The organism is Rhodoferax mekongensis, assembly GCF_032191775.1.
In the GTDB taxonomy this organism is placed as follows: domain Bacteria; phylum Pseudomonadota; class Gammaproteobacteria; order Burkholderiales; family Burkholderiaceae_C; genus Allorhodoferax; species Allorhodoferax mekongensis.
On record NZ_CP132507.1, the window covers coordinates 1,880,627 to 1,905,395 of the forward strand.

The window sequence follows — 24,769 nt, forward strand, 5'->3', positions numbered from 1 at the left end:
TGCCGGTGCGAGCAAGATCACGAAGGAAACTATGAGCAACATCATCCAAGCGCTCGAGCAGGAAGAAATCGCCCGCCTCGGCAAAACAATCCCTGAATTCGCACCCGGTGACACCGTCATCGTGAGCGTGAATGTGGTTGAAGGCAACCGCAAGCGCGTGCAGGCTTACGAAGGCGTGGTTATCGCCAAGCGTAACCGTGGCCTGAACAGCGGCTTCATCGTGCGCAAGATCTCCAGCGGCGAAGGCGTGGAACGTACATTCCAAACCTACTCCCCTCTGATCGCCAGCATCGAAGTCAAGCGTCGTGGTGACGTGCGCCGTGCCAAGCTGTACTACCTCCGTGACCGTAGCGGCAAGTCTGCTCGTATCAAGGAAAAGCTGCCAGCAAAGAAGACTGCTGCGTAATCTGCCGCAAGCTCTTCGTGAAAGCCGCCCCGGTGACAAGCTGTGGCGGCTTTTTTCATGGGATTCCAAATTGACCACCAAGTCCACCCGAACCTTGCCGGCTTTTGATCCACGCCAAGTCCCCGTGGTGGGCGTGGACAGTCACCTCACCGCAGTACCCCCTGCCGACTTGGCCCCCGACGCTTTGCGACAGCGTTTCAGGCTGCCACCGGTGTGGTCTCCAGAGCTCAGGGCGGAGCACAAATTTTCTGAGCGGGAGCCGTCGCACGCTTCGGTGCTGATTCCGATTGTGTTGCGGGATCAGCCCATGGTGCTGCTCACGCAGCGCACGGCCCACCTGTCCAGCCATTCGGGGCAAATTGCGTTTCCCGGTGGCAAGGCGGATGCCACCGATGTGGACGCAGTTGCCACTGCGCTGCGCGAAGCGCAAGAAGAGGTGGGCTTGCCCCCCTCAGCGGTCGAAGTGCTGGGCAGTCTGCCGCACTACACCACGGGCAGCGCATTCATCGTGACACCGGTCGTTGCGCTGGTGGAGCCTTCCATTCAACTCGCACCCAGTCCAGACGAAGTGGCCCATGTGTTTGAGGTGCCTTTGGGCTTTTTGATGAACCCGGCCAATCACCGCCGCCACCGTGTGGAGTGGGAGGGTGCGAGCCGGGAGTGGTACTCCATGCCGTATCGCGAGCAGGGGATGGAGTGGTTTATCTGGGGCGCCACGGCGGGTATGTTGCGCAACTTCTACCAGTTTCTCCGTGCCTGAGCCGGCACGTCGCTGGGTATGATAGTTCCATGAGCTTTATCTCCATCTTGCTGGCGCTGTTGCTGGAACAGGCCAAGCCTCTGCCACAGATCAATCCGGTACACAACACGGTACGTAACTGGGTGCGTTGGGTGCTGCGCAATTTCGATGCAGGTGCCAAGCCGCATGCCTGGTTGGCCTGGTCCCTGGCAGCCTTGGGGCCTGCGCTGCTGGTGCTGGCGGTACATTGGCTGTTGCTCTGGCAATTGGGCTGGATTGCTGCTGCGGTGTGGAATGTGATGATTCTTTACGCCACCCTTGGCTTCCGGCAGTTCAGCCACCATTTCACTCAGATTCGCGATGCTTTACTGGCTGGCGACGAGGTCGCTGCCCGTGCCGCGCTAGCCCGTTGGAAGCGCATGGACGCCAGCGAACTGCCCCGCAGTGAAATTGTCAGGCATGTGATTGAGCACTCTGTCTTGAGTGCCCACCGACATGTGTTCGGCGTGTTTGTCTGGTATTCCATCCTCGCAGCCTTGGGTTTGGGCCCGGCCGGCGCAGTGTTCTACCGCGTTACCGAATACTTGGCCGTGTTTGCCAAACGCCCGGTTAAGCCTGAGCTGCCACCGGTGAGCGACGCCGTGCGGGAGCGGGCCTTGCGTGCATGGGAAGCGATTGACTGGCTTCCGGCCCGTGTTACTGCCCTGAGTTTTGCCTTTGTTGGAAGTTTTGAGGATGCGGTCGACAGCTGGCGTCGCCATGAGGCAGTACATCCCTTGGACAACGATGGCGTGGTATTGGCTGCCACTGCGGGTGCGGTGAATGTCCGCCTCGGCGAGGACATGGACAGCGGCGCTCTTACACCCGAGCCCGCGCACCTGCGTGCGGTAGTGGGCCTTGTCTGGCGCACTGTCGTGATGTGGATGGTGTTTCTGGCACTGCTTTCGACAGCGCGCCTGATAGGCTAGATACAGTCAAGCTCAGACCGGCCCCTCCTCCGGGCTAGTACCGGGTCTGAGATAACTCTGCAAATAAATCGCTATAAATTTTGTAGCGATTCGCGCTGATTCCACCGGCGCCAGGAGCCTCTTTCATTTGATTCAATACACCGCAGCCGGGTTCATGCAGATGGCTGCAGTTGTAAAACTTGCAGTCGCCCGCGTGGGCCTTGATGTCGGGCATCAGGCCGGCCAGATGCATGGGGTCAATGTGATTGAGGCCGAATTCCTGGAAGCCCGGCGAGTCAATCACTGCCGTGGTTTTGGCCTCGTCCACCCAATACAGACTGGTGCTGGTAGTCGTGTGTTTGCCCGAGTTCAGGGCGGTCGAAATTTCATTGGTCAACACGTCGGCATGCGGCAGCAGCCGGTTGATCAGTGTGCTTTTGCCGGAGCCTGAGGGGCCGAGCACCAGCGTGGTTTTGCCTTGCATCAACTCCAGCAACAGCGCCAGTTCGGTCGCAAGCGCGCCTTCCGCCTTGGGCTTGAGAGCCAGGGGCAGCAGGGTGTAGCCCATGTCGCGGTAGATTCCAAGCCGGTCCCATGCGCGTCCGAAGGGTTCTGCCAGATCGCTCTTGTTCAAGGCGATGATGGGGCGAATGCGCTCGGCCTCAGCGGCAATCAAGGCCCGTGACAGCTGGCTCTCAGAAAACTCGGGCTCTGCAGCAATCAGGATCAGCACCTGGTCGAGGTTCGCGGCAAATGACTTGGTGCGGATTTCGTCCTGCCGGTAAAACAGGTTACGCCGGGGCAGCACCTTTTCAATGGTGCCTTCATCCTGCGTGGCTTTCCAGAGCACCTGATCGCCCACCACCGTCACGCTTTTCTTCCCGCGCGGGTGGCAGATCAGGCGCCGGCCATCGGGTGTTTCGACCCACACATGGCGGCCGTGTCCCGCCACGACCAAGCCCGGTTCAAGCAGGTGCTGATTCAAAGGGCGGTACTCATGTGCTTGCACCTGTAGTGCTTGCAGGTGCGCCTATGAGTGCATCTACCAGGGCGGCGCATTCAAAGTCAGACCGGGATACGCCCTGCACGTCATGCGTGTTGAAGCGCACGCTGCAGCTGCTGTAGGTGAGCAACAGCTCGGGGTGATGATCTTGCTGCTCCGCGATGTATGCAATCGCGTTCACAAAAGCCATGGTCTTGAGAAAGTTCTCGAAGCGGTAGGTCTTTTCGATGGCGACATCCGCGCCGTCACCGTAGAGCTTCCAGCCCTCGGTTTTGGCGAGGCTTGCTATGATTTGTGTAGCTGTTAGCGCAGTTCTGGCGGGGGCTGAAGGCATATTTTTCAATTCAAGCAGTGGCAATGGCGGGTGTGGCTGCAGGCATGCGGGCTAGCCGCTCCGGTGCCGGTGGGTGCGAATAGTAAAACTTCACGTACACGGGATCGGGGGTGAGGGTGGACGCATTGTCCTTGTAAAGCTTGAGCAGCGCGGATGACAGCGCCGCACCATTGGCGTTGGCCACCGCGTACGCATCCGCTTCGAACTCATGCTTGCGGGAGAGCTGCGCAAACAAAGGGCCGGTAAAGCTGCCGGCCAGCGGCAGGACCATCATGAACAAGAGCAGGGCCAGTGCATCGTTGCTACCTGTCATGTTCGGGCCTACACCCAGCCCTGTGTAAAACCATGCCTGTTGGCTGACCCAGCCCAACAGCGCAAACGCCAGCAGGCTGAGGCCGAACAGGGACACCATGCGCTTGGCAATGTGGCCGTGTTTGAAGTGCCCGAGCTCATGGGCCAACACAGCATCCACTTCATCAGGGCTCAATTGCGCCAGCAAGGTGTCATAAAACACCACGCGCTTGGAAGCTCCGAAACCGGTGAAGTAGGCATTGGCGTGGGCACTGCGCTTGCTGCCGTCCATCACATAAAACCCCTTGGAAGTGAAGCCGCAGCGTGCCATCAGGGCGGATACGCGTTCTTTCAATGTGGCGTCTTCCAGTGGCTTGAATTGGTTGAACAGCGGGGCAATCCAGGTGGGGTACACCAGCATCATCAACAAGCTGAAACCCATCCAGAGGCTCCAAGTCCACAGCCACCAAAGACTGCCGGTAGCGCCCATGACCCACAAGGCCAAGGCTGCGAGTGGCAGACCGATGAGCGCGCTGAAAAACAGGCCTTTGACCGCATCGACCAGCCAGAGTTTGAGTGTTATGCGGTTGAATCCGAAACGCTGCTCCAGCACAAAGGTGCGGTACAGCGAGAAGGGCAGGTCGATCACCGATCCGATGATGGAAAAGCCCACCAACAAGGCCAGTTGTTGCGGCAGGGTGCTGCTGAATCGACCTTCGAACCATGCCAGCAAAGCCTGGTTCAGTGTGTGCAAGCCGCCCAGCAGTGTCCAGCCGAGCAAGACAGCAGTGCCCCATGCCAGTTCCAGCAGCCCCAAGCGGGCCTGCGCGATGGTGTAGTCCGCTGCTTTCTGATGGTCTGCCAGTGCGATGTGATTGGCAAATGCCGCAGGCACCGCGTCTCGGTGGCGGGCTACATGGCGCACCTGTCTTGTGGCCAACCAGAATTTCAGCATCACGCTGGCGACCAGCGTGACAGCGAAAAAGAGGGTCATCCACAGGGATGGCGAAAATTCAAACGGGGTGTCTTGCATGGCGGCAGAGTTTAGGTCATCGGCGACAATGGCGGCATGGCTGAACAAAACTCCCCCATCGCGCCCGTGCTCATCAAATCTGACAAAAACTTGGTTTGGTTGGACTGTGAAATGACCGGTCTGGAGCCCGAGGTCGACCGTCTGCTGGAAATCGCTGTCATCGTGACCGACCCGCACCTCGGTCAGCGGGTCGAGGGCCCGGTGTTCGTCATTCATCAGTCCGATGCCCAGCTCGACAAAATGGATGCTTGGAACAAGGGCACCCACGGGAAGAGTGGTCTGATTGACAAGGTCAAGGCATCCACCGTCACGGAAGCCGATGCAGAGGCGGCGTTGATCGCGTTTCTGTCGCAATACGTGCCCGCAGGTGCTTCGCCCATGTGTGGCAACACCATCGGTCAGGACCGGCGCTTTCTGGTCAAGTACATGCCGAAGTTGGAGGCCTTCTTCCATTACCGGAACCTGGATGTGAGCACCCTCAAAGAGCTGGCCAAGCGATGGAAGCCTGAGGTGGCGGACGCGTTCAAAAAGCAACAAAAGCACACGGCTTTGGCCGACGTGAACGAGTCCATCGAAGAGCTATCACACTACCGTGAGCATTTTCTCAAAATAAATTAGGTAAAAACCCGAATCCATGCCATAATCGAAAGCTTCGCAGGTAACGCCATGTTGGCGGCGTGCGAGATTTGTACATCTCCCTTCATTCACCGGGCACGCTTTTTAAGCGATATACGCCCCCAGCACTGAAACACACCCCTTTGCGGGTCAGAGCAGGTTCCGTTTGATGGTTGATGTTTTTTAACCATTGACGGAGCAGCCGCACAACCTGCGGCGCTTTCGTGTGAGAAAAAATATGACTGACGCTTTTGAAGTGACAGGCGAATTCGCGCCTGCCGAAAACCTTTCCGTTTCCGCAACTTCTGTGGAATCCAACGTGGCTGCCGAGACTGTGGAAGCTGCCGCTCCCGAAGCCCCCAACGGTTTCGTGGAACTGGGCCTGGCACCTGCTTTGGTGCAAGCCTGTAAAGACCTGGGCTACACCCAACCCACCACCGTGCAGCAAAAGGCCATTCCTTTGGCCATGGCTGGTGTAGGCTCCGAGAAGGCCGGCAAGTTTGTCGACCTGATGGTGTCCAGCCAGACAGGTTCCGGCAAGACTGCCGCATTCTTGTTGCCTGTGTTGCACACCTTGTTGACCCAGCAAGCCGAAGCGGAAGCCGCTGAGCGCGCTGAGTACGAACAAGCCTGCGCTGATGCAGCCGCCAAGGGCGAGCCCGCTCCCAAGCGTGCGAAGCGCAAGGACCCCACCAATCCCCGCAACTTCAAGGCGCCTACTCCTGGCGCCCTGATTGTGTGCCCCACACGCGAACTGGCCCAGCAAGTGGCGCACGACGCGATTGACCTGGTGCAGCACTGCCGTGGCCTGCGCGTCGCCAACATCGTGGGCGGCATGCCTTATCAGTTGCAAATCGCCAAGCTGCAAAACGCCAATCTCGTGGTGGCCACTCCCGGCCGTTTGCTGGATCTGCAACGTTCCATGCAAATCAAGCTGGACCAAGTTCAGTTCCTGGTGGTGGACGAAGCCGACCGCATGTTGGACCTGGGCTTTGCCGATGACCTGGCTGAAATCAACCAGCTCACCATCGATCGCAAGCAGACCATGATGTTCAGCGCCACCTTCGCACCCCGCATCCAGCAATTGGCTGCCCGTGTGATGCGCGAACCCCAGCGCGTGACGATCGATAGCCCCCAGGAAAAGCACGCCAACATCAAGCAAGTGCTGTTCTGGGCTGATAACGCACAGCACAAGCGCAAGCTGCTGGACCACTGGCTGCGTGACACCACCATCAACCAAGCGGTGGTGTTTGCCAGCACCCAGATCGAGTGCGATGGTTTGGCCAACGACTTGCAGCAAGACGGCTTCTCCGCGGTGGCCCTGCACGGTGCCTTGAGCCAAGGCCTGCGTAACCGCCGCCTGATGGCATTGCGCCAAGGTCAGGTGCAGATTCTGGTGGCTACCGATGTGGCTGCTCGTGGTATCGACGTGCCCACCATCACCCACGTGTTCAACTTCGGTTTGCCCATGAAGGCGGAGGACTACACCCACCGTATCGGCCGCACCGGTCGTGCAGGTCGTGATGGTCTGGCTGTGACATTCGCCGAGTTCCGCGACCGTCGCAAGATTTTTGACATCGAGGCTTACAGCCGCCAGCCCATCAAGCCAGAAACTATCCCCGGCCTGGAACCCCAGCAGCGCGCTCCCGAGTCCCGCCCCAGCTTCGGTGGCCGTGGCCGTGGTGGTGACTTCCAGCCCCGCGAACGCAAGTTCGGCGGCCCGCGTGAAGGCGGCTTCGGTGGTGGACAGCGCGATGGCGCTCCCCGTGAAGGTTATGGCGCAGTGCGCGGTTTCGGCGGACGCCCTGAAGGCGGCGGTCGTGGTTTCGGTGAAAGCTCCCGTGACTTCGGTGGCGCTTCCCGCGAAGGCTTCAGCTACGAGCGCAAGGGCGGCTTCAACGACCGCTTTGCCGGCCAAGGCGCTCCCCGTGGCGATGCGCCCCGCGGTGATGCACGTCCTCCCCGTGGTGACTTCCAACCCCGTGGCGATTTCGGCGCCCCTCGCGGAGACTTCGGTGCACCGCGTGGTGACTTCGCAGCGCGCAAGCCGGCCTTCGGCAAGCCCGCTGGTTTTGCCAAGCCCGGTAACGGCGGCAAGGTCTTTGTCCCCCGTGATGCCAAGAAGCGTCCCGCACGCAACTTCGACTAATCTGCCAAGCGGCAGATAACAAAAAGCCCCGCGGCGCGAGCCGGCGGGGCTTTTTTACGTCGGCACTTTGCGTTGTGCAGACCGGTGATGGTGCTGTGTCAGGACATACCGTTGCGGCTGGCCAGTTCCACAAACAGCCCCGCGTGGTCCAGGTCGGACAGGCCGTGCTCGATGCCTTCGGAATACAGTTTTTCAAACAACGTAGTAATCGGCGCATCAAAGCCCACCTCAGAGGCCGTGGCCAAGGCGTTACGCAAGTCCTTGATTTGCACCGTCATGCGGGCGCGGGGTGCAAAGTCGCGATCTACCATGCGCTGGCCGTGGACCTGCAGGATGCGACTGTCTGCAAAGCCGCCGGTGATGGCTTCTTTCACCTTGCCCATATTCGCGCCGCCGCGTTCACAGAGCAGCAGGGCTTCTGCCACGATGCCGATGGTGGCGCCCACGATCATCTGGTTGGCCAGCTTGGTGAGTTGGCCGGAGCCGATGGGCCCCACATGGGTGGGGCGGCCGAAGATTTTGAGCACCGGCATGGCGCGCTCGAAGTTGGCGGCCTTTCCACCCGCCATGATGGCCAGCGTACCTTGCTCGGCCCCCAGCGTGCCGCCGGAGACAGGTGCATCCAGATAGTCCACACCGCGCTCGCTCAGGCGGGCGGCATGGTCGCGGGCTTCTACGGGTTTGATGGACGACATGTCCACCAGCAGCGTGCCCTGTTTTATGGCGTCTGCCGCGCCTAATTCAAACAGCACATGGCTGACGATGCCGCCGTGGTCCAGCATGGTGATGACCATGTCTGCCTCAGCGACGGCATGGGCGGCTGTGGGGTGAACGATGGCGCCGAAGGCGATGAGGCGTTCCGCTTTGGCGGGGGTGCGGTTCCAGACGTGGACGGTATGGCCGGCTTCACAAAGGCGGCGTCCCATGGGGAACCCCATGAGACCGATGCCGAGAAGTGCTATTTTCATGGTGTCAGTGTGCTCCTGCACCTGAGAATAGCGCCGCCCCGTGAGGGGGGAGAGGGTTTGTACCGTGAAGGCTGTCGAGGTGCTGACAGCCTTCACCGCAGGGGCTTACATCAGCAGGTGTTCGCCCGCGTTGTCGCCGCCCAGGGTCACATAGTTCACCTTGCGGATGTCCATGAGTTTCTTGCCACCGGCATAGCTGATGGAGCTTTGCACGTCCTGCTCCATTTCAATCAGCGTGTCGGCCAGCTTGCCTTTGATTGGCTCAAGGATGCGCTTGCCTTCGACGTGCTTGTATTCGCCCTTGTTGAAGTCGCTGGCCGAGCCGTAGTACTCCTTGAACATGGCACCATCGACCTCCACCGTTTTGCCGGGGGACTCTTCGTGGCCCGCAAACAGGGAACCGATCATGACCATGCTGGCGCCGAAGCGGATGCTCTTGGCAATGTCACCATGGCTGCGGATGCCGCCGTCGGCAATGATGGGCTTGGTGGCCACACGGGCACACCATTTGAGCGCGCTGAGCTGCCAGCCGCCGGTGCCAAAGCCCGTTTTGAGCTTGGTGATACACACTTTGCCGGGGCCCACACCGACCTTGGTGGCATCCGCGCCCCAGTTTTCCAGGTCGATCACCGCCTCAGGTGTGGCCACGTTGCCGGCGATCACAAAGCTGCCGGGCAGGTGTTTCTTGAGGTAAATGATCATGTCGCGCACGCTGTCGGCATGGCCGTGGGCGATGTCGATAGTGATGTACTCGGGCGTCAGGCCCAGCGCCACCAGCTGGTCCACCGTGGCGTAGTCCGGCTTCTTCACGCCCAGCGAGATGGAGGCAAACAGGTCCTTGGCGTGCATCTCCTGGACGAACTTCACGTTGTCCAGATCAAAGCGGTGCATCACGTAAAAGTAGCCATTGCGCGCCAGCCATTCGCAGATGGACTCGTCCACCACGGTTTTCATGTTGGCAGGCACGACCGGAAGGCGGAATTTGCGGCTGCCCAGCTCCACGCCGGCATCGCATTCAGAACGGCTCTCCACCCGGCATTTGCGGGGCAGCAAGAGGATGTTGTCGTAGTCAAAAATTTCCATGGTTCCCAAGCTCCTATCCAAAGTTTCAAACCAAAACACTGAGCACTTGGACTGGCACCGGCCATAAAAAAACCGGGTGCCAATTGCTTGGGCCCGGTGCTTGATTGTAGAAAGGTCGCGGCCGATGCGGTATATGAATTTGCTTATGGCTGCCAAAACGTGGCGCACACGGGAATCGTGTACGCCTCGGGCGCAGGTTTTGATGACGCCGGAGCGAAGTGCCTGTGTATTTTGCTGCGTGTCCCCCGCCCGCTGCGCAGGCTCCTCCTTGACCTCCGCAAAACACACAGGCACTTTGCTCCTCCCAGCCTTTCTACAATCGGCGCATGCATTCTTTTGCCGCCGCTGGCTCCACTCCCCTCCTGTTACACAACCTGAACCCCGAGCAGCTGGCCGCTGTGACGCTGCCCGCCGAGCACGCGCTCATTCTGGCGGGGGCGGGTTCCGGCAAAACGAGGGTGCTCACCACGCGCATCGCGTGGCTATTGCAGAACGGCTACGTGTCACCCGGCGGCATCTTGGCGGTGACCTTCACCAACAAGGCCGCCAAGGAAATGATGACGCGGCTCAGTGCCATGTTGCCGGTGAATGTGCGCGGCATGTGGATAGGCACCTTCCACGGCCTGTGCAACCGCTTCCTGCGCGCGCATTACAAGAACGCAGGATTGCCACAGGCCTTTCAGATTCTGGACACGCAAGATCAGCTCTCCGCCATCAAGCGCTTGTGCAAGCAGTACAAGATCGACGACGAGCGCTTTCCTCCCAAGCAGATGGCCTGGTTCATCGGCAACTGCAAGGAAGAAGGTCTGCGACCCAAGGACGTGGTGGCCAGCGACCCGGACACGCGCAAAAAGATTGAGATTTACCAGCTCTACGAAGACCAGTGCCAGCGCGAAGGCGTGGTGGACTTTGGCGAGCTGATGCTGCGCTCTTACGAGCTGCTGCGCGACAACGCGCCCATCCGCGAGCACTACCAGCGGCGCTTCCGCCACATCCTGATTGATGAGTTCCAAGACACCAACAAGCTGCAATACGCCTGGATCAAGATGATCGCTGGCGTGGGGCAGGGTGGCAGTGACGGGAGCGGTGGCTCGGTGCTGGCGGTGGGCGATGACGATCAGAGCATTTACGCCTTCCGCGGCGCGCGCGTCGGCAATATGACCGACTTTGTGCGCGAGTTCGCGGTGCGCCAGCAGATCAAGCTGGAGCAGAACTACCGCAGCTACAGCAACATCCTGGACAGCGCCAACGCGCTCATCAGCCACAACAGCCGCCGCCTTGGCAAAAACCTGCGCACCGACCAGGGCGCGGGCGAGCCGGTGCGGGTGTATGAGGCGCCCAGCGACTTTGCCGAAGCGCAATGGATGGTGGACGAGATGAAGCAGCTCATCCGCGACGATGTGCCGCGCTCGGAGATTGCCGTGCTCTATCGCAGCAACGCGCAAAGCCGCGTGATTGAAACCGGGCTGTTCAATGCAGGCATTCCCTACCGCGTGTATGGCGGCCTGCGCTTTTTTGAGCGCGCTGAAATTAAGCACGCGCTGGCGTACCTGCGCCTCTTGGAGAACCCCAACGACGACACCAGCTTTCTGCGGGTCGTGAACTTCCCGGCGCGCGGCATCGGTGCGCGCAGCATCGAGCAGTTGCAAGACCTGGCCCGGGCCACCGGCTGCTCGCTGCACGATGCCGTGAGCACACTCACTGGCCGCCCCGGCGCCGTGATCGCCGGCTTTGTGGCCAAGCTCGACGTCATGCGCGAGCAGACCGCCGACCTGAACCTCAAAGACATCATCAAGCTCATGCTGGAGCACAGCGGCCTGCTGGAGCACTACCGCAACGAGCGCGAGGGCGAAGACCGCGTTGAGAACTTGGACGAACTGGTCAACGCCGCCGAGAGCTTTGTGATGCAAGAAGGCTTCGGCCGCGAAGCCCCCGGCATGGCGCCGCTGGTCAGCAGCCCCGAAGCTTTGTTGAGCCAGAGCCCTGCCAGCCAAGGCTTGAGCGGCAATGCGCTGGAAACTGCACCGGATGAATTCGGCGACACCGGCGAAACCCTCTCGCCCTTGCAAGCCTTCTTGACCCACGCCGCGCTCGAAGCGGGCGACAACATGGCCGCCGCCGGGCAGGACGCCATCCAGCTCATGACCGTGCACTCCAGCAAGGGTCTGGAATTTGACTGCGTGTTCATCACCGGCATGGAAGAGGGCTTGTTCCCCCACGAGAACTCCATGAGCGACCACGACGGTCTGGAGGAAGAGCGCCGCCTGGCCTACGTGGCCATCACCCGCGCGCGCAAGCGCCTGTACCTGAGCCATTCGCAGACGCGCATGCTGCACGGGCAGACGCGCTACAACCTCAAGAGCCGCTTCTTCGACGAGCTGCCGGAGGAATGCCTGAAGTACCTCACACCCAAGCAGCAGGCCATGCCCTCAGGTGCCGGTATGGGTGGTGGCATGGGCGGCGGTTTTGGTGGCGGAGGCTATGGCGGCTCCGGCAACAGCTGGGGTGGTAGTGGCTATGCTACGAATTCAGGAGCTGCTCGCGCATATTCCACGGGCGCCGGAGGCACATTTGGCGCGTATTCCGCCCCGCAGAAGGAAGTGGTGCGCAAAGAGGAGCCCACCGGCCTGCGCAAGGGGCAAAAGGTGTTCCACGCCAAGTTCGGCGAGGGCACCGTGCTCACGCTGGAAGGCGCGGGCGACGATGCGCGTGCCCAGATCAACTTCCCCCGCCACGGCACCAAGTGGCTCGCCCTGAGCGTGGCCAAACTCACGCCGGTGCCCTGAACCTGCGTTGATTTTCTGGAGACCGCTATGAGCCTGGACATTGCGAACACCCCACCGGCGCCGTACTACGCCGTCATCTTCACCAGCCTGCGCACCGCCGTCGATGAGGGCTATGGCGAGATGGCCGAAAAGATGGTGGCACTCGCCGCGCAGCAGCCCGGTTTTCTGGGCGTAGAGTCCGCGCGCGACGGGCTGGGCATCACCGTGTCGTACTGGAAAGACCTGGAGTCCATCCGTGCCTGGAAGGCGAATGCCGAGCACCAGGTCGCCCAGCAGCTGGGCCACGAAAAATGGTACGCGGCCTTCAAGACCCGCATTGCTAAAGTCGAGCGGGACTACGCGCTCTGAGAGCGCTTGCCCACGCTGACCGAACCCCATGACTGACTCCGCAGGCGCTGCCGCTTCGTCCCGCCCCTCTCTGCAGGTGGTGGCGGGCCGCTACCAGGTGCTGCGCAAAATCGGCAGCGGCGGCATGGGCGCGGTGTACCTTGCCAAGCAGATCGGCGTGGGCAACCAGGTCGCCCTCAAGTTTTTGCCGGCCCATCTGTCCGACGATGCCCAATTGCGCCGCCGCTTTGAGCGCGAAGCGGCCCTTAGCCTGGAGGTGCGCCACCCCGGTGCCGCCCAATTGCTGGACTCGGGTGTGGACAGCGACGGGCAGCTGTATCTGGCCTTTGAGTATGTGGAGGGTGAAGACCTCTCGGCCCTGCTGGACCGCGAGGGTGCGCTGTCGTTTGAAGACGCTACTGCCTTGACCTGCAAGGTGGCCGAAGTGCTGGCCTTCGCCCATGCCAAGGGCGTGGTGCATCGCGACATCAAGCCGGAGAACATCCGGGTGCGGCGCGACCTGGCGGGCCTGCATGTGAAGGTACTGGACTTCGGCATCGCGCGGTTGGTGGACGAGGTGGGCACCAAGCTCACCATCGACGGTGGCGTGGCCGGCACGCCGCGCTACATGGCGCCGGAGCAGATTGCTGCCGGCACCATCGATGCGCGCACCGACATCTATGCACTGGGGCTGGTGCTGTTTGAGGCTGTCACCGGCCGCGAAGCCTTTACCCGCGAGACCACCTCGCAGCTCATGTGGGCCCAACTCAACGACCCGGTGCCGGCCGTGGTGGAGGTGCAGCCCCTGCGCGATTACCCGGCGCTGGACGCCGTCATCGCGCAGGCCTGTGCCAAGGAGCCTGTACAGCGTTTTGCGAGCGCGCAAGCCTTGGTGGAAGCGATCAAAGCCTTGCAAGTGCCGCAGTGGTGGGGTGTGCCCGTGCCGGTGGTGCGACGCGCCCGCGCCAACCCTTCGCTGTCGGGCGGCCTGAACGGCGGCCCCCCCGGAGGTGCCTCGCAGCGCGACCCGGTGCAACTGCCCCGGCCCGGCCGCAAAACCTTTTTGCAAATCCGTGCCAGCGCATGGGTTGCCATGGCGGTGGGAGGGCTGGCGCTTGCGTTGGCAGGGGCTGCCTTGTGGGTGGCTTTGGATCAGCGCAAGTCTGCGATGCCTGCCAACGGGCAGCGCCTGCCGGATGGCGGCATGGCCCTGCCACCCGGTTTGGCTGCCAGTACGCCCACCGTGACCCGACCGGTACCAGAGCCGCCGGATGCAGTGCCTGCGGCCACCCGGCCCGCCGTGCAGGTATCGGCTGCCGGTTCAGCCCCCGCCTCCGCGCCCGTTTCGCCACCCAAGGGCAGCGCCACGGCACCGGCGGCCAATACGGCTCCGCCGGTGACCTTGCAAATTCCTGCGCAGTCTGCGGCCCCTGCTCCCGACAAAGGGGCCGCTGTGCCGCCCGTCAAATCCGCCACAACACCCGCAGCAGAGGGCGAGATGCCCGAGTGCACGCAGTTGAGCGTGTATGACGACAGCCCCCTGATCCGCATGACGGTGGCTCAGTTGGAACAACGCGTGCACGCGGTGAAGTACATGTCACCCTCGACCATTGCGAATCAGCTCGTCACGCTCAAAGCCAGCGCTGATTCTTTCCATCGCAATTCGCGGGAGTGCCTGTACCGCGCCATGCTGATCCGTGTGGTGCTGAACGAAAAAGTCGTGCTCGCCTCCACCCCGACCTTGTGGGGCCACAGCCGCGATGTGCCCGAGTTGGAGCGCCTGTTTCTGGAGCAGCCTTTGCGCAATGACTGGACTTCCGCCCAGCGCAAAGACGTGCTGCGGCAGGTGGAAACCATCTTCATTTCCAACCTGCAAAAAGATGCGCCGGGCGACGATGTGTACTGGCGCCGCATGTATTACGGCATGTTGGTCGCTTGCGAACTGACTGACGAAGCACGCGCCAAGGTGGGCGCCCCACGCATTGGCGAGAACAGCTGCCTGAAGATCAAGCCTGCAGGGACTTGAGTTCTTCCGGTATGAGGCGAAATATGCCTCTGGCGCCTGTGGAATGTGCGCGAGCAGCTATCAAAAATATAGCGGACTGCGTTGCCGCAGTCCGCTAGCTCAGGCTCCCTTGGAACCGTTGACGATCAGGTACCGATCACGCCGCCGTCCGCCTTGCGGATCACTACGGTGGCAGAGCGTGGGCGTCCGTTGGCCTTTTTCTCGGGCCAGTTGGACACGGCGCGCGGGTTCTTGGGGTCGCTCACTTCGTTGGCTGGCTCACCGGGGTGCTGAATGTTGACGAACATGGTCTTGCCGTCTGGTGTGCCGGTCGCGCCGGTGATTTCGCAACCGGCAGGTCCCACCAGGAAGCGGCGGGCTTCGCCAGTGCGCACGTCGGCGGCCAGCATCATGTTGTTGCCGAAGTTCTTCAAGTCACCCTTGCCCATGGCGGAGGTGGACATATCGCACTGGATCCACAGCACGCCGCGGCCATCGACCCACAAGCCATCCGGGCAGGAGAACATGTCGCCCTTGATGTTGCCCTTGGCATCTGCGCGCTCCAAGGATGGGTTGCCTGCCATGATGAAGTGGTTCCAGGCGAAGGTGGTGCCGCTGTGGTCGCCGTCTTCCTTCCAGCGGATGATGTTGCCCTGGGTGTTATTCACGCGGGGGTTGGCAGCGTCCACGCCGGGCTGTTTGTCAGCGCCGCGGTTGCTGTTGTTGGTCAGCGTGGTGTAGACCCAGCCCTGCTTGTCCACAGCGATCCACTCGGGGCGATCCATCTTGGTGGCGCCCAACAGGTCGCTGGCCTGGCGTGCCTTGATCAGCACTTCGCCCTGGTCGGCAAAGCCGTTGGCGGCTGTCAGCGGGCCTTGGCCATGGGTCAAAGCAATCCACTGGCCCCGTCCGTCTGCATTGAACTTGGCTACGTATAAGGTGCCGTGGTCGAGCAGGGTGGCGTTGGCAGCAGCGCCGCCGGGCTTGATGGCGTCGCGGCTGACGAACTTGTAGATGTACTCAAAGCGGGAGTCTTCACCCATGTACACGACGGCTCGGTTGTCCTTGGTGACCGCCACGGTGGCGCCTTCGTGGGCTGCGCGGCCCATGGCCGTGCGCTTCATGGGGGTGGAGCTGGGGTTGTAGGGGTCGATTTCCACGATCCAGCCGAAGCGGTTGGGTTCGTTGGGGTTCTTGGTGGCATCGAAACGGGCGTCATGTTCGTGCCAGCGATAGCCCGCGCCGCCCTTCTTCAAACCCCAGCGCTTTTCGTGGTCGTTGGGTGTGTCGCCGCCGCTGAAGTAGTTGATGAAGTTTTCTTCAGAAGTGAGGTAGGTGCCCCAGGGCGTGATGCCGCTGGCGCAGTTGTTGACGGTACCCAGTACCACACGGCCGGAGGGGTCTGCCGCTGTCTTGAGCATGGCGTGACCGGCCGCGGGGCCGCTGAGTTCCATGCGGGTGTTGGCGGTGATGCGGCGTGCCCAGGGAGAGGGCTTGACCACTTCCCACTTGCCGCCTTTTTCTTCCACTTCAAAAATCGACACGCCATGGGCCGCTTGGGACTTGCGCACTTTCTCCAGGCTCCAGTTGTCGGTGCCGTCGGTGAACAGCAGGCCGTTGTCCACATATTCGTGGTTCATGGCCAGCAGGCCGCTCTTGGAGCCTTCCTGTGCGAAGTAGTGGATGCCGTCGTGGTGCATGCCGAACTGGGTTTCCTGCTGGGCAGCAGTGTTGCTGGCGTCGTCCTTGAACGCAGTGTTTTCGCCGGACAGGCCCACAGGGTCACCCCAAGGCGCAATCACTTGTACGGTGTAGCCTTCAGGAACGGAGACGGTGTCGGCGGTAGACACGGCCACGCTTTTGAAGCCCAGCAATGCGCCGCCGGCCATGCCGGTGGTTGCGCAGCCGGTCAATGCTGCAGCACCGCCAATGGCGCTCAAGGGCGCGAAGAAGCTGCCTGCCAAAGCGCCCAAACCACCGCGCAAGATGGTGCGGCGTGCGGGGTCAGACACGTCGTGAATGCTGGGGTTGGAAGAGCGGTTGCTGTCTTCCATCAAGGAAAAATCTTTTGCCATGGTGCTTGCTCAGTAAATGGAGAAAACGGCTCTGCCGGGCGGCAGGTTGCAGGCAGGTTTGTATCTGTTGGATGTGACAGTAGGGTGACAATCCCTTGACCGGCAACGTTGGCAGGAATCCGGTAATCTGCCTTCACTCTTGAAGGAGACCTTGATGAAAACAGTCTTGTTGGTTCTGGCCCTGAGCCTTGCTGCCCCGTTGTATGCCGCCGATACCCCGACCATCACGGCGCCCACCGTGAGCGAACGCATGGCCACGGCCCGGGAAGCCATTGCCCGCAAAGGCTGGAGCCGGGCTCAATATGACCTGAAGCTGGTGCTGCGCGATGAGCCTGGCAATGCCGATGCCCACAATCTGCTGGCATACACTTTCCGCAAGCAAGACAAGCCAGACCTTGCGCAAGCGTTTGAGCACTACAAGACGGCACTCAAGCTCAATCCCCAGCACAAAGGGGCGCACGAATACATCGGTGAGGCGTATCTCATGGACCGCCAGCCCGAGCTGGCGGAGCAGCATCTGGCGAGTTTGGAAAAAATCTGCGGCAACCGCCAGTGCGAGGAATACCAGGACCTTGCCAAGGCCTTGGCCGCTTACCGCAAAGCCAACCCCTGATCGGGCAGGCTGAAGGGCGCGCTCAGACCCCGGGGTTGACCGCGGCCGGATGCATCTGGCCGGACTTGTCGTCCATATAGCCCTTGCCGTCCTTCACGCCTTTTTTGCCCAGGCGCTGCCAGGCGGTTTGCTGGTCCACCAGTTTGGCAAGGTATTCCAGCTCTTCGTCGGTGTGGTTGATGGCTTTGGCGGGTGTGAGCAAACGTCCGTCTTTGGGCTGCACTTCGCCCCAGAAAGCCTGGTGGTAGTCCGAGCGGCTGACCAGCCGGTCCCGGCCCGCAGCCATGTCTACGGTGCCGTAGCAATTGCAAAAATAGCTTCGGTTGTCCTGGTCGGCAAACACTTCGGTGTACACGCCGGTGCCACGGATACCCGCAGTGACAGTAGGAGTCACGATGCTGCGCGCATTCCCTTTGCCCCACACGCTGATCACAGCACCCGTGAGCAGGCGCAACATGCCCACCGTACTCAAAGTGGCCCCGCGTTCCACGGTGAGTGTGCTGTTTTGGCGCACATGGAAGGAGGAGTTGCCGATAACAAAAATCAGGTTCGATGCGGGCCCGGTGGTGATCTGGTCACCACTCTGGATCGCTTGCTCCGGCCGCAGACGGCTGCCGTTCAGCAAGGCGTCGCCTACCAGTTGGACGATGTTGCTGCGGCTTTGCGCGTGGGCTGCCGCAGCGCCCCCCATGGCAGTCCAGGCGGCAGCGGCCTGCAAAAAGCTGCGGCGCTGGAACCAGGTGACTTCCGCATCACTGCGGCCTTGGAGGGTGTGCTGTGTCATGGTGTTTCCTCTGTGGGCGTGTCAAAACAGTCCCGGTAAGTGAAATAGAACGACGTGAAAAACATGGCGGCCATGGCCAGACCCAACGGGAAAAGGATGGCGTTGATCAACTCCACATTACCCAGCACACTGACCACAATGGCAACCCCGGTGGCTACGCCCAGGAAAGCGGCCATCCACACCATGCCAAACACGGTGAAGGCCCAGAAGTTGCGCAGGCAGGCCACCGCGCTGAAGAACAGGCTCTTGACCGGGCTGATGCCATGCCAGTGCACGAGTGCGGGGGCATGCCAGAACAGCAGTGAGAGCGGCAGGTAGAGCACCATGGCCACCAGTGCCGCGGTCTGGAAGTCACCTTGCAGCACCACTTCGGGCGACAGCTCGCCCCCCATCAAATACACGCGGGCAAACTGGCCGCCATCAATCGTGGCAGAGATGCCCATGAGCAAAATGAAGCCCACCGCATACAGCACACCGAGCACCACCATGGACTGCAGCCGTTCTTTGCCCGCGCGGAAACCCGCAATGAGCACTTGCGGCATGGGGAACTGGCCCTTGTCTGCAATCTCTGTCGCGGCCATCAGGCCCAGAGTGGCGGCCGGCAGCAGGGCCAGCGCAATCGGCGTGCCGATCACCGGCAGCAGGCTGAGCAGCGAAATGGCGGCCATGAACATGAAAAACAGGCCTGTGAATGCCAGTGGCTGTTTCATGAAGGTGCGCACACCTTGCTGAAACCACACAACACCCTGGCGGGCGGGAACGATCTGGAGTTTCATGCGGTCTGGGTTTCCGGGTTCATCAGGGTGTCCAGTGTGAGCGGATGCGCGATGCGCTGCTGGAGCACCCGTTCAAAGTGCGTGGGATCGTGGGGTTTGAGCATGGAGGCTTCCCGCGGCAGGTACCAGTCCCACAAGCGGGAGAGCCAGAAACGCAAAGCTCCGGCCCGCAGCATGGCAGGCAACAGTTCCCGCTCTTGGGCCGTCAAAGGGCGCACACTCTCATACGCTTGCACGAAGGCGCGGCTGCGTTCCAGATCCGCGCGGCCGGTGGGCAGGTCTATGCACCAGTCGTTGAGGCAGACGGCCAAGTCAAACAACCACGTGTCGGTGCCGGCAAAGTAAAAGTCAAAGAAGCCGCTGAGGCGGGGTTCGCCGTCCAGGGTTTCAAACATGACGTTGTCGCGGAACAAATCTGCGTGGATGGCGCCGCGGGGCAGGGCGGCATATGCACTTTGAGCGGCGACATGGTTCTGGTAGGCCAGCTCGCTCTGGATGAGTGCAGCCTGAGGGGCCTCCAGGTGGGGGAGCACGACGGGCACGGTTTCGTTCCACCAGGGGAGCGCCCGCAGGTTGGGCTGTTGCATGCCGAATTCCCGGCCGGCCAGGTGCATGCGCGCCAGCATGGCGCCGACTTGGCGACAGTGCTCCACGCCGGGGCTCAATTCGCTTTTGCCTTTCAGTCGGTTCACCACGGCGGCAGGCTTGCCGTTCAGGCTGTGCAACACATCGCCATCGCGGTTGGCGGCCGGGTCCGGCACGGGGATGCCATGGAACGCCAGGTGCTTCATCAGCCGCAGGTAAAACGGCAACTGCTGCGCTGTCAGCCGTTCGAACAGGGTCAGCACATAGGGCGCCTGGTCGGTGGTGACGAAATAGTTGGTGTTCTCAATGCCACCGGAGCAGCCCTCCATGGTTTGGAGAGTGCCCAATTGCAGGGAGGAAAGAAAAGTGCTGGCCTCGTCGAGCGAGACCTCTGTGTAAACCGCCATGGAGTAATTGTAGGTGGGCCGCGACCCGCGAAGCGGTGGAGCGTGGGGGCACAACATCCGCCGCCGGGCCGCCCCAAGGCGGATGCGCCCCCTCGGGGGCAGCGACCCGCGAAGCGGCAGAGCGTGGGGGCACAATATCCCATATGACCGAATCTAAGAAAACCCTGCTACTGGTAGATGGCTCCAGCTATTTGTATCGCGCCTTTTTTGCCGGCGGGGACAACATGAGCGTGACGCTGCCGGACGGCACCGTCCAGAAAACCGGTGCGGTGCGGATCATGATCAACATGATGAACAGCCTGCGCAAGGAATACCCGGCCGACTATGTGGCTTGCGTGTTTGATGCCAAAGGCCCGACCTTCCGCGACGAGATTTACCCTGAGTACAAAGCCCACCGCGACCCGATGCCCGACGATCTGCGCAGCCAGATCGCGCCCATCCACGAAATCGTGCGCCTGCTGGGCTGGAAGGTGCTGGACGTGCCCGGTGTGGAAGCTGATGACGTGATTGGCACGCTGGCGGCCACCGCCGCCTCGCAAGGCATTGAGGTGATTGTGAGCAGCGGCAACAAGGATTTGGCGCAGCTGGTGAATGAGCACATCACCATCATTGACACCATGAACGGCAAGCGCCGTGATCTGGCCGGCGTCGAGGCCGAGTTCGGCGTGCCCGCCCGCCTGATGCTGGACTACCAGACCCTGGTGGGTGACACGGTGGACAACGTGCCCGGCGTGGCCAAGGTCGGCCCCAAAACAGCGGTGAAATGGCTGCAGCAGTACGGCTCGCTGCAAGGCGTGGTGGACAACGCCGCCAGCATCGGCGGTGTGGTGGGCGAGAACCTGCGCAAAGCGCTGGACTGGTTGCCCACCGGTCGCACGCTGCTGACCATCAAGACCGACTGCGACCTCACGGGTTGGGTTGATGGCTTGCCTGCTATGGATTCGATAGCTGCTGGCGCACAGGATACGGGCGCTCTGCGTGCTTTTTATGAGAAATACGGCTTCAAGGGACTGGCGAAGTCGGTAGGTGGCGCTGAAACTGCGGCTACTGCTGCGGCGCCCTCTGCCCGCACATCCGAGCCGGGCTTGTTTGACGAGCCTGCCGGTGATGCAGCTGCGCCGGCATCGCGCGTGAGCACGGTGGAATACGAAACCATCTTTTCTTTCGAGGCACTGGACGCCCTGATGGCGCGCATCCAGGCGGCTCCTCTCACGGCCTTGGATACCGAGACGACTTCGCTGGACGAAATGCGTGCCGAGATTGTGGGCATCAGCTTCAGCACCGAGCCGGGCAAAGGCGCCTACATCCCGGTGGCGCACCGCTATCCCGGCGCGCCCGAGCAGTTGGACCGCGACGCGGTGCTGGCCAAACTCAAGCCGTGGCTGGAGAGTTCCGACGCCAAGAAACTGGGCCAGCACATCAAGTACGACCGCCATGTGTTTGCCAACCATGGCATTGAAGTGCAGGGTTACGTCCACGACACCATGCTGCAAAGCTATGTGCTCGAAGCCGACAAGCAGCACGGGCTGGCCAGCCTGGCTGAGCGCCACTTGGGGCGCAGCGGCATCAGCTTTGAAGACCTGTGCGGCAAGGGTGCCAACCAAATCAGCTTTGACCAGGTGGACATTGTCAAAGCCGCCGAATACGCCTGCGAAGACTCGGACCAGACGCTGGATGTGCATCTGGCACTCTGGCCGCAGATCGAGGCCAACGACAAGCTGAAGTTCATTTACGAGCTGGAGATCGCCAGCAGCGAAGCGCTGTACCGCATCGAGCGCAACGGCGTGCTGATCGACGCGCCCACGCTGGCAGCGCAAAGCCATGAGCTGGGCCAGCGCATCCTGCAACTGGAAACCGAGGCCTATGAAATTGCCGGCCAACCCTTTAACCTGAGTAGCCCCAAGCAGCTGGGCGAAATCTTCTTCGACAAGCTGGGCATGCCGGTGGTGAAGAAAACCGCCACCGGTGCGCGCAGTACCGATGAAGAAGTGCTGGAGAAACTGGCGGAGGACTATCCGCTACCCGCCAAACTGCTGGAGCACCGCAGCCTTGCCAAGCTCAAGGGCACCTACACCGACAAGCTGGCGCAGCTGGCCTTGCCCCGCACCGGCCGTGTGCACACGCACTACGCGCAAGCGGTGGCAGTGACCGGGCGCTTGAGCAGCAACGACCCCAACCTGCAAAACATTCCGATCCGTACCGCTGAAGGCCGCCGCGTGCGCGAAGCCTTTGTGGCGGCTCCCGGCTGCGTGATTGCCAGTGCCGATTACAGCCAGATTGAACTGCGCATCATGGCGCACATCAGCGACGACCCGGCGCTTTTGCGCGCTTTTCACGACGGGCTGGACGTGCACCGCGCCACGGCGGCAGAAGTGTTTGGTGTGCCGGTGGACCAGGTGAGCAGCGAGCAACGCCGCTATGCCAAAGTCATCAACTTCGGGCTGATCTACGGCATGAGCGCCTTCGGCTTGGCGCGCAATTTGGGTATCGACAACACGGCCGCCAAGAACTACATCCAGCGCTACTTTGAGCGCTACCCCGGTGTAAAGGCCTACATGGAGTCCACCCGGGAACTGGCCAAGCGCCAAGGCTATGTGGAAACTGTGTTCGGCCGGCGGCTGCAATTGGCCGGTATCAAGAACGCCAAGGGCGCCCAATTGGCGGGGCTGGAGCGTGCGGCTATCAACGCACCCATGCAGGGCACCGCTGCAGATTTGATCAAGTTGAGCATGGTCAAAGTGCAGCAGGTGCTGGATGCGCAAAATAAGTCCACCAAGATGATCATGCAGGTGCATGATGAATTGGTGTTTGAGGTTCCCGACAACGAGGTGGATTGGCTCAAGGTGGAAATCCCCCGCTTGATGGCCGGTGTGGCAGAGCTCAAGGTGCCTTTGTTGGCCGAAGTAGGGGTAGGTCCCAATTGGGATAAAGCTCATTAAAGCCGACTATGAATAAGCTCACACATTTACAAAATATTTGTTGAATATGTGAAATTTTTGTGGATAATTGAGCTAATTGTTTAAATGAAGGACGTCGTATGGAACTCCGTGGAATGAAAATTGCGACCAAGTTGTGGTCCTTCATCATGCTGATCATTGTGGCCATTTGCATGGTCGCCGTGATCGGTCTTATGCGCAGCACTGCGATATTGAACGAAGGCAACAAGAAACAAGACGTTGCACAGGAACTGGTGCAGATCGCCACCCAGTGGAATGGTTTGACCTCTACCAACTCCGCGCGTAACACGGCCATCCTGTTGAGCTCCGGGAACGCGGTGAACGACGCATTCAAGGACGTGGTCACGGCCACCTCCAACCAGATCACGGAGTTGCAGAGCAAGATTGAAGGCATGGCCCAGACCGAAGAGGACAAGGCCCAGCTCAAAAAGGTCGCAGACGCGCGCAAGCTGGTCTTGTCCTCACGCGGCAAAGCCCGTGATCTCAAAAAGGCGGGCCAGGACGCTGAGGCCATGCAGGTTTTTACCTCCGAGTATGAGCCTGCGTTGAAGGTCTATCTGGCCGAACAGATGCGTTTTGTAGAGCTGCAGAAAGAGCAGACCGCAAAGCTGCAGGCGGAGATGGAGGCCAAGCGAGCCACCAATACGACCGGCATTCTGGTGAGCCTTGCCGTGATCGTTGCAGCCATCTTCGCGGGCACGACCTGGCTGGTGCGTTCCATCCGCGAGCCACTGAATATGGCCAATGTCTTGGCTGCGCGCATCGCTGAGGGCGATCTGACGCATTCGGTGCATTCCGACCGCACTGACGAATTCGGTCAGCTGCTGCATTCGCTGGAAGCGATGAACATTTCCCTCGGACGCATGGTTTCCGAGATCCGTGGTGGTACCGACAGCATTGCGATTGCCAGTGCTGAAATTGCCACCGGCAACAACGACCTGGCGCAGCGCACCGAACAAACCTCCGGCAACTTGCAGGCCACGGCCTCCAGCATGGACGGCATCACCCAGATGGTGCAGCACAGCACAGACAGCGCCCGTCAGGCCAGCGGCTTGGCGGCCAGTGCCTCCAGCGTGGCCCAGCGCGGTGGCGAGGTGGTGAGCCAGGTGGTGCATACCATGCAAGAGATTGATGCCAGCAGCAAGAAGATCTCCGACATCATCAGCGTGATTGACGGCATTGCCTTCCAGACCAACATCCTGGCGCTGAACGCCGCAGTGGAAGCGGCCCGCGCGGGTGAGCAAGGCCGCGGCTTCGCGGTGGTGGCCTCTGAAGTGCGCTCCCTGGCAGGCCGCAGCGCTGAAGCTGCAAAAGAAATCAAGGCCTTGATTAACACCTCAGTGGAAAAAGTGGAGTCCGGCACCCAGCTCGTGACGGACGCTGGCTCCACCATGGAAGAGATCGTGCAGTCCGTTCGCCGCGTAGCGGATGTGATCGGTGAAATCACCTCGGCCGCCAACGAGCAGAGCAGTGGTATCGCCGGCGTGAACCAGGCCATTGGCAATCTTGACCAAATGACCCAGCAGAATGCTGCGCTGGTGGAAGAAAGTGCGGCGGCTGCGGAAAGCCTGCGCGAACAAGCAGACCGCATGAAGCAGGCCGTGGCTGTTTTCAAGGTTTCCGCGAACCAGGATGGCACCCCTCTGGCATCCGTGCCCGTGCGTTCCGGCAAGCCCAGCCCGAACTTCAAGGGGCCGGAACGCCGCAGTGGTCAGGCTGCCGGCCCGCAGGCACGCGCCTCGACTGCGAAAGCATCCGCAGCACCCAAGCCATCGGCACCCAAGCCAGCCCCGACACCCGCTCCAAGCTTGCAAAAACCTGTCGCCACAGCCTCCAGCCGCCCAGTTCCGGCCGGTGGAGACGACGATTGGGAAACGTTCTAATAG

General features: G+C 61.2%; 20 protein-coding genes. 11 read left to right on the forward strand and 9 right to left on the reverse strand.

What is annotated here, in order from left to right:
- Positions 1-31 precede the first annotated feature (31 nt).
- The 3 genes from rplS to RAN89_RS09155 all read left to right on the forward strand — a co-directional run bounded on the left by rplS (position 32) and on the right by RAN89_RS09155 (position 2,113).
- The gene (gene rplS, locus RAN89_RS09145; RefSeq protein ID WP_087496913.1) at positions 32-406 is read left to right on the forward strand and encodes a 50S ribosomal protein L19; all 375 of its coding nucleotides are present in this window, start codon (positions 32-34) and stop codon (positions 404-406) included.
- A gap of 70 nt (positions 407-476) precedes the next feature.
- Positions 477-1,166, forward strand: a complete 690-nt coding sequence (locus RAN89_RS09150) for a CoA pyrophosphatase (protein ID WP_313869266.1) — start codon at positions 477-479, stop codon at positions 1,164-1,166.
- Between the two features lie 29 nt (positions 1,167-1,195).
- Positions 1,196-2,113: a cobalamin biosynthesis protein gene (locus RAN89_RS09155; RefSeq protein ID WP_313869267.1), complete on the forward strand. Its 918-nt coding sequence runs from the start codon at positions 1,196-1,198 to the stop codon at positions 2,111-2,113.
- Between the two features lie 34 nt (positions 2,114-2,147).
- Here the strand turns inward: RAN89_RS09155 and rsgA are convergent, their stop codons facing one another.
- The 3 genes from rsgA to RAN89_RS09170 are packed head-to-tail and all read right to left on the reverse strand — an operon-like array spanning position 2,148 to position 4,753.
- Positions 2,148-3,077 carry a ribosome small subunit-dependent GTPase A gene (rsgA, locus tag RAN89_RS09160; RefSeq protein WP_313869268.1) on the reverse strand — a complete coding sequence of 310 codons (930 nt, stop codon included), beginning with the start codon at positions 3,075-3,077 and terminating at the stop codon, positions 2,148-2,150.
- 10 nt (positions 3,078-3,087) lie between these two features.
- Positions 3,088-3,429, reverse strand: coding sequence for a 4a-hydroxytetrahydrobiopterin dehydratase (locus RAN89_RS09165; RefSeq protein ID WP_313869269.1), 342 nt, complete (start codon positions 3,427-3,429; stop codon positions 3,088-3,090).
- A 10-nt stretch (positions 3,430-3,439) separates the two neighbouring features.
- Complete coding sequence (locus RAN89_RS09170; RefSeq protein WP_313869270.1) at positions 3,440-4,753, reverse strand: M48 family metallopeptidase; 1,314 nt, start codon at positions 4,751-4,753, stop codon at positions 3,440-3,442.
- A gap of 36 nt (positions 4,754-4,789) precedes the next feature.
- Between RAN89_RS09170 and orn the strand changes: the two genes are divergently transcribed.
- The gene (gene orn, locus RAN89_RS09175; RefSeq protein WP_313869271.1) at positions 4,790-5,371 is read left to right on the forward strand and encodes an oligoribonuclease; all 582 of its coding nucleotides are present in this window, start codon (positions 4,790-4,792) and stop codon (positions 5,369-5,371) included.
- A 235-nt stretch (positions 5,372-5,606) separates the two neighbouring features.
- The gene (locus RAN89_RS09180; RefSeq protein ID WP_313869272.1) at positions 5,607-7,517 is read left to right on the forward strand and encodes a DEAD/DEAH box helicase; all 1,911 of its coding nucleotides are present in this window, start codon (positions 5,607-5,609) and stop codon (positions 7,515-7,517) included.
- 98 nt (positions 7,518-7,615) lie between these two features.
- Here RAN89_RS09180 and RAN89_RS09185 read toward each other — a convergent pair whose 3' ends face one another.
- Positions 7,616-8,485 carry an NAD(P)-dependent oxidoreductase gene (locus RAN89_RS09185; RefSeq protein WP_313869273.1) on the reverse strand — a complete coding sequence of 290 codons (870 nt, stop codon included), beginning with the start codon at positions 8,483-8,485 and terminating at the stop codon, positions 7,616-7,618.
- Positions 8,486-8,590: 105 nt separating this feature from the next.
- Positions 8,591-9,568, reverse strand: coding sequence for a GMP reductase (locus tag RAN89_RS09190; protein ID WP_087496927.1), 978 nt, complete (start codon positions 9,566-9,568; stop codon positions 8,591-8,593).
- Between the two features lie 326 nt (positions 9,569-9,894).
- Between RAN89_RS09190 and RAN89_RS09195 the strand changes: the two genes are divergently transcribed.
- Genes RAN89_RS09195 through RAN89_RS09205 form a run of 3 tightly spaced genes read left to right on the forward strand, consistent with a single transcriptional unit; the run spans position 9,895 to position 14,707 of the window.
- Positions 9,895-12,354 carry a UvrD-helicase domain-containing protein gene (locus tag RAN89_RS09195; protein ID WP_313869274.1) on the forward strand — a complete coding sequence of 820 codons (2,460 nt, stop codon included), beginning with the start codon at positions 9,895-9,897 and terminating at the stop codon, positions 12,352-12,354.
- Between the two features lie 27 nt (positions 12,355-12,381).
- On the forward strand, positions 12,382-12,702 hold the full coding sequence (locus RAN89_RS09200) for an antibiotic biosynthesis monooxygenase family protein (protein ID WP_313869275.1): 321 nt from the start codon (positions 12,382-12,384) through the stop codon (positions 12,700-12,702).
- A gap of 28 nt (positions 12,703-12,730) precedes the next feature.
- A complete protein-coding gene (locus RAN89_RS09205) occupies positions 12,731-14,707 on the forward strand; it encodes a serine/threonine protein kinase (protein ID WP_313869276.1) in 1,977 nt (658 codons plus the stop codon).
- 125 nt (positions 14,708-14,832) lie between these two features.
- On the opposite strand, the gene RAN89_RS09210 is transcribed toward RAN89_RS09205, so the two are convergent.
- Complete coding sequence (locus RAN89_RS09210; protein WP_313869277.1) at positions 14,833-16,761, reverse strand: PhoX family protein; 1,929 nt, start codon at positions 16,759-16,761, stop codon at positions 14,833-14,835.
- 154 nt (positions 16,762-16,915) lie between these two features.
- On the opposite strand from RAN89_RS09210, the gene RAN89_RS09215 reads away from it, so the two are divergent.
- Positions 16,916-17,374: a tetratricopeptide repeat protein gene (locus RAN89_RS09215; protein ID WP_313869278.1), complete on the forward strand. Its 459-nt coding sequence runs from the start codon at positions 16,916-16,918 to the stop codon at positions 17,372-17,374.
- A gap of 22 nt (positions 17,375-17,396) precedes the next feature.
- Here RAN89_RS09215 and RAN89_RS09220 read toward each other — a convergent pair whose 3' ends face one another.
- The 3 genes from RAN89_RS09220 to RAN89_RS09230 are packed head-to-tail and all read right to left on the reverse strand — an operon-like array spanning position 17,397 to position 19,926.
- Positions 17,397-18,158, reverse strand: coding sequence for a FecR family protein (locus tag RAN89_RS09220; RefSeq protein WP_313869279.1), 762 nt, complete (start codon positions 18,156-18,158; stop codon positions 17,397-17,399).
- A complete protein-coding gene (locus RAN89_RS09225; protein ID WP_313869280.1) occupies positions 18,155-18,934 on the reverse strand; it encodes a BPSS1780 family membrane protein in 780 nt (259 codons plus the stop codon). The genes RAN89_RS09220 and RAN89_RS09225 overlap by 4 nt, the downstream gene beginning before the upstream one ends.
- The gene (locus RAN89_RS09230) at positions 18,931-19,926 is read right to left on the reverse strand and encodes a homoserine kinase (RefSeq protein WP_313869281.1); all 996 of its coding nucleotides are present in this window, start codon (positions 19,924-19,926) and stop codon (positions 18,931-18,933) included. The genes RAN89_RS09225 and RAN89_RS09230 overlap by 4 nt, the downstream gene beginning before the upstream one ends.
- Positions 19,927-20,069: 143 nt before the next feature.
- Here RAN89_RS09230 and polA point away from each other — a divergent pair, with 143 nt between their 5' ends.
- Together polA and RAN89_RS09240 are read left to right on the forward strand one after the other, a co-directional pair.
- Entirely contained in the window at positions 20,070-22,865 is a 2,796-nt protein-coding gene (gene polA, locus RAN89_RS09235) for a DNA polymerase I (protein ID WP_313869282.1), read from the forward strand.
- A gap of 98 nt (positions 22,866-22,963) precedes the next feature.
- Positions 22,964-24,766, forward strand: coding sequence for a methyl-accepting chemotaxis protein (locus RAN89_RS09240; RefSeq protein WP_313869283.1), 1,803 nt, complete (start codon positions 22,964-22,966; stop codon positions 24,764-24,766).
- The last annotated feature ends 3 nt before the right edge of the window (positions 24,767-24,769 follow it).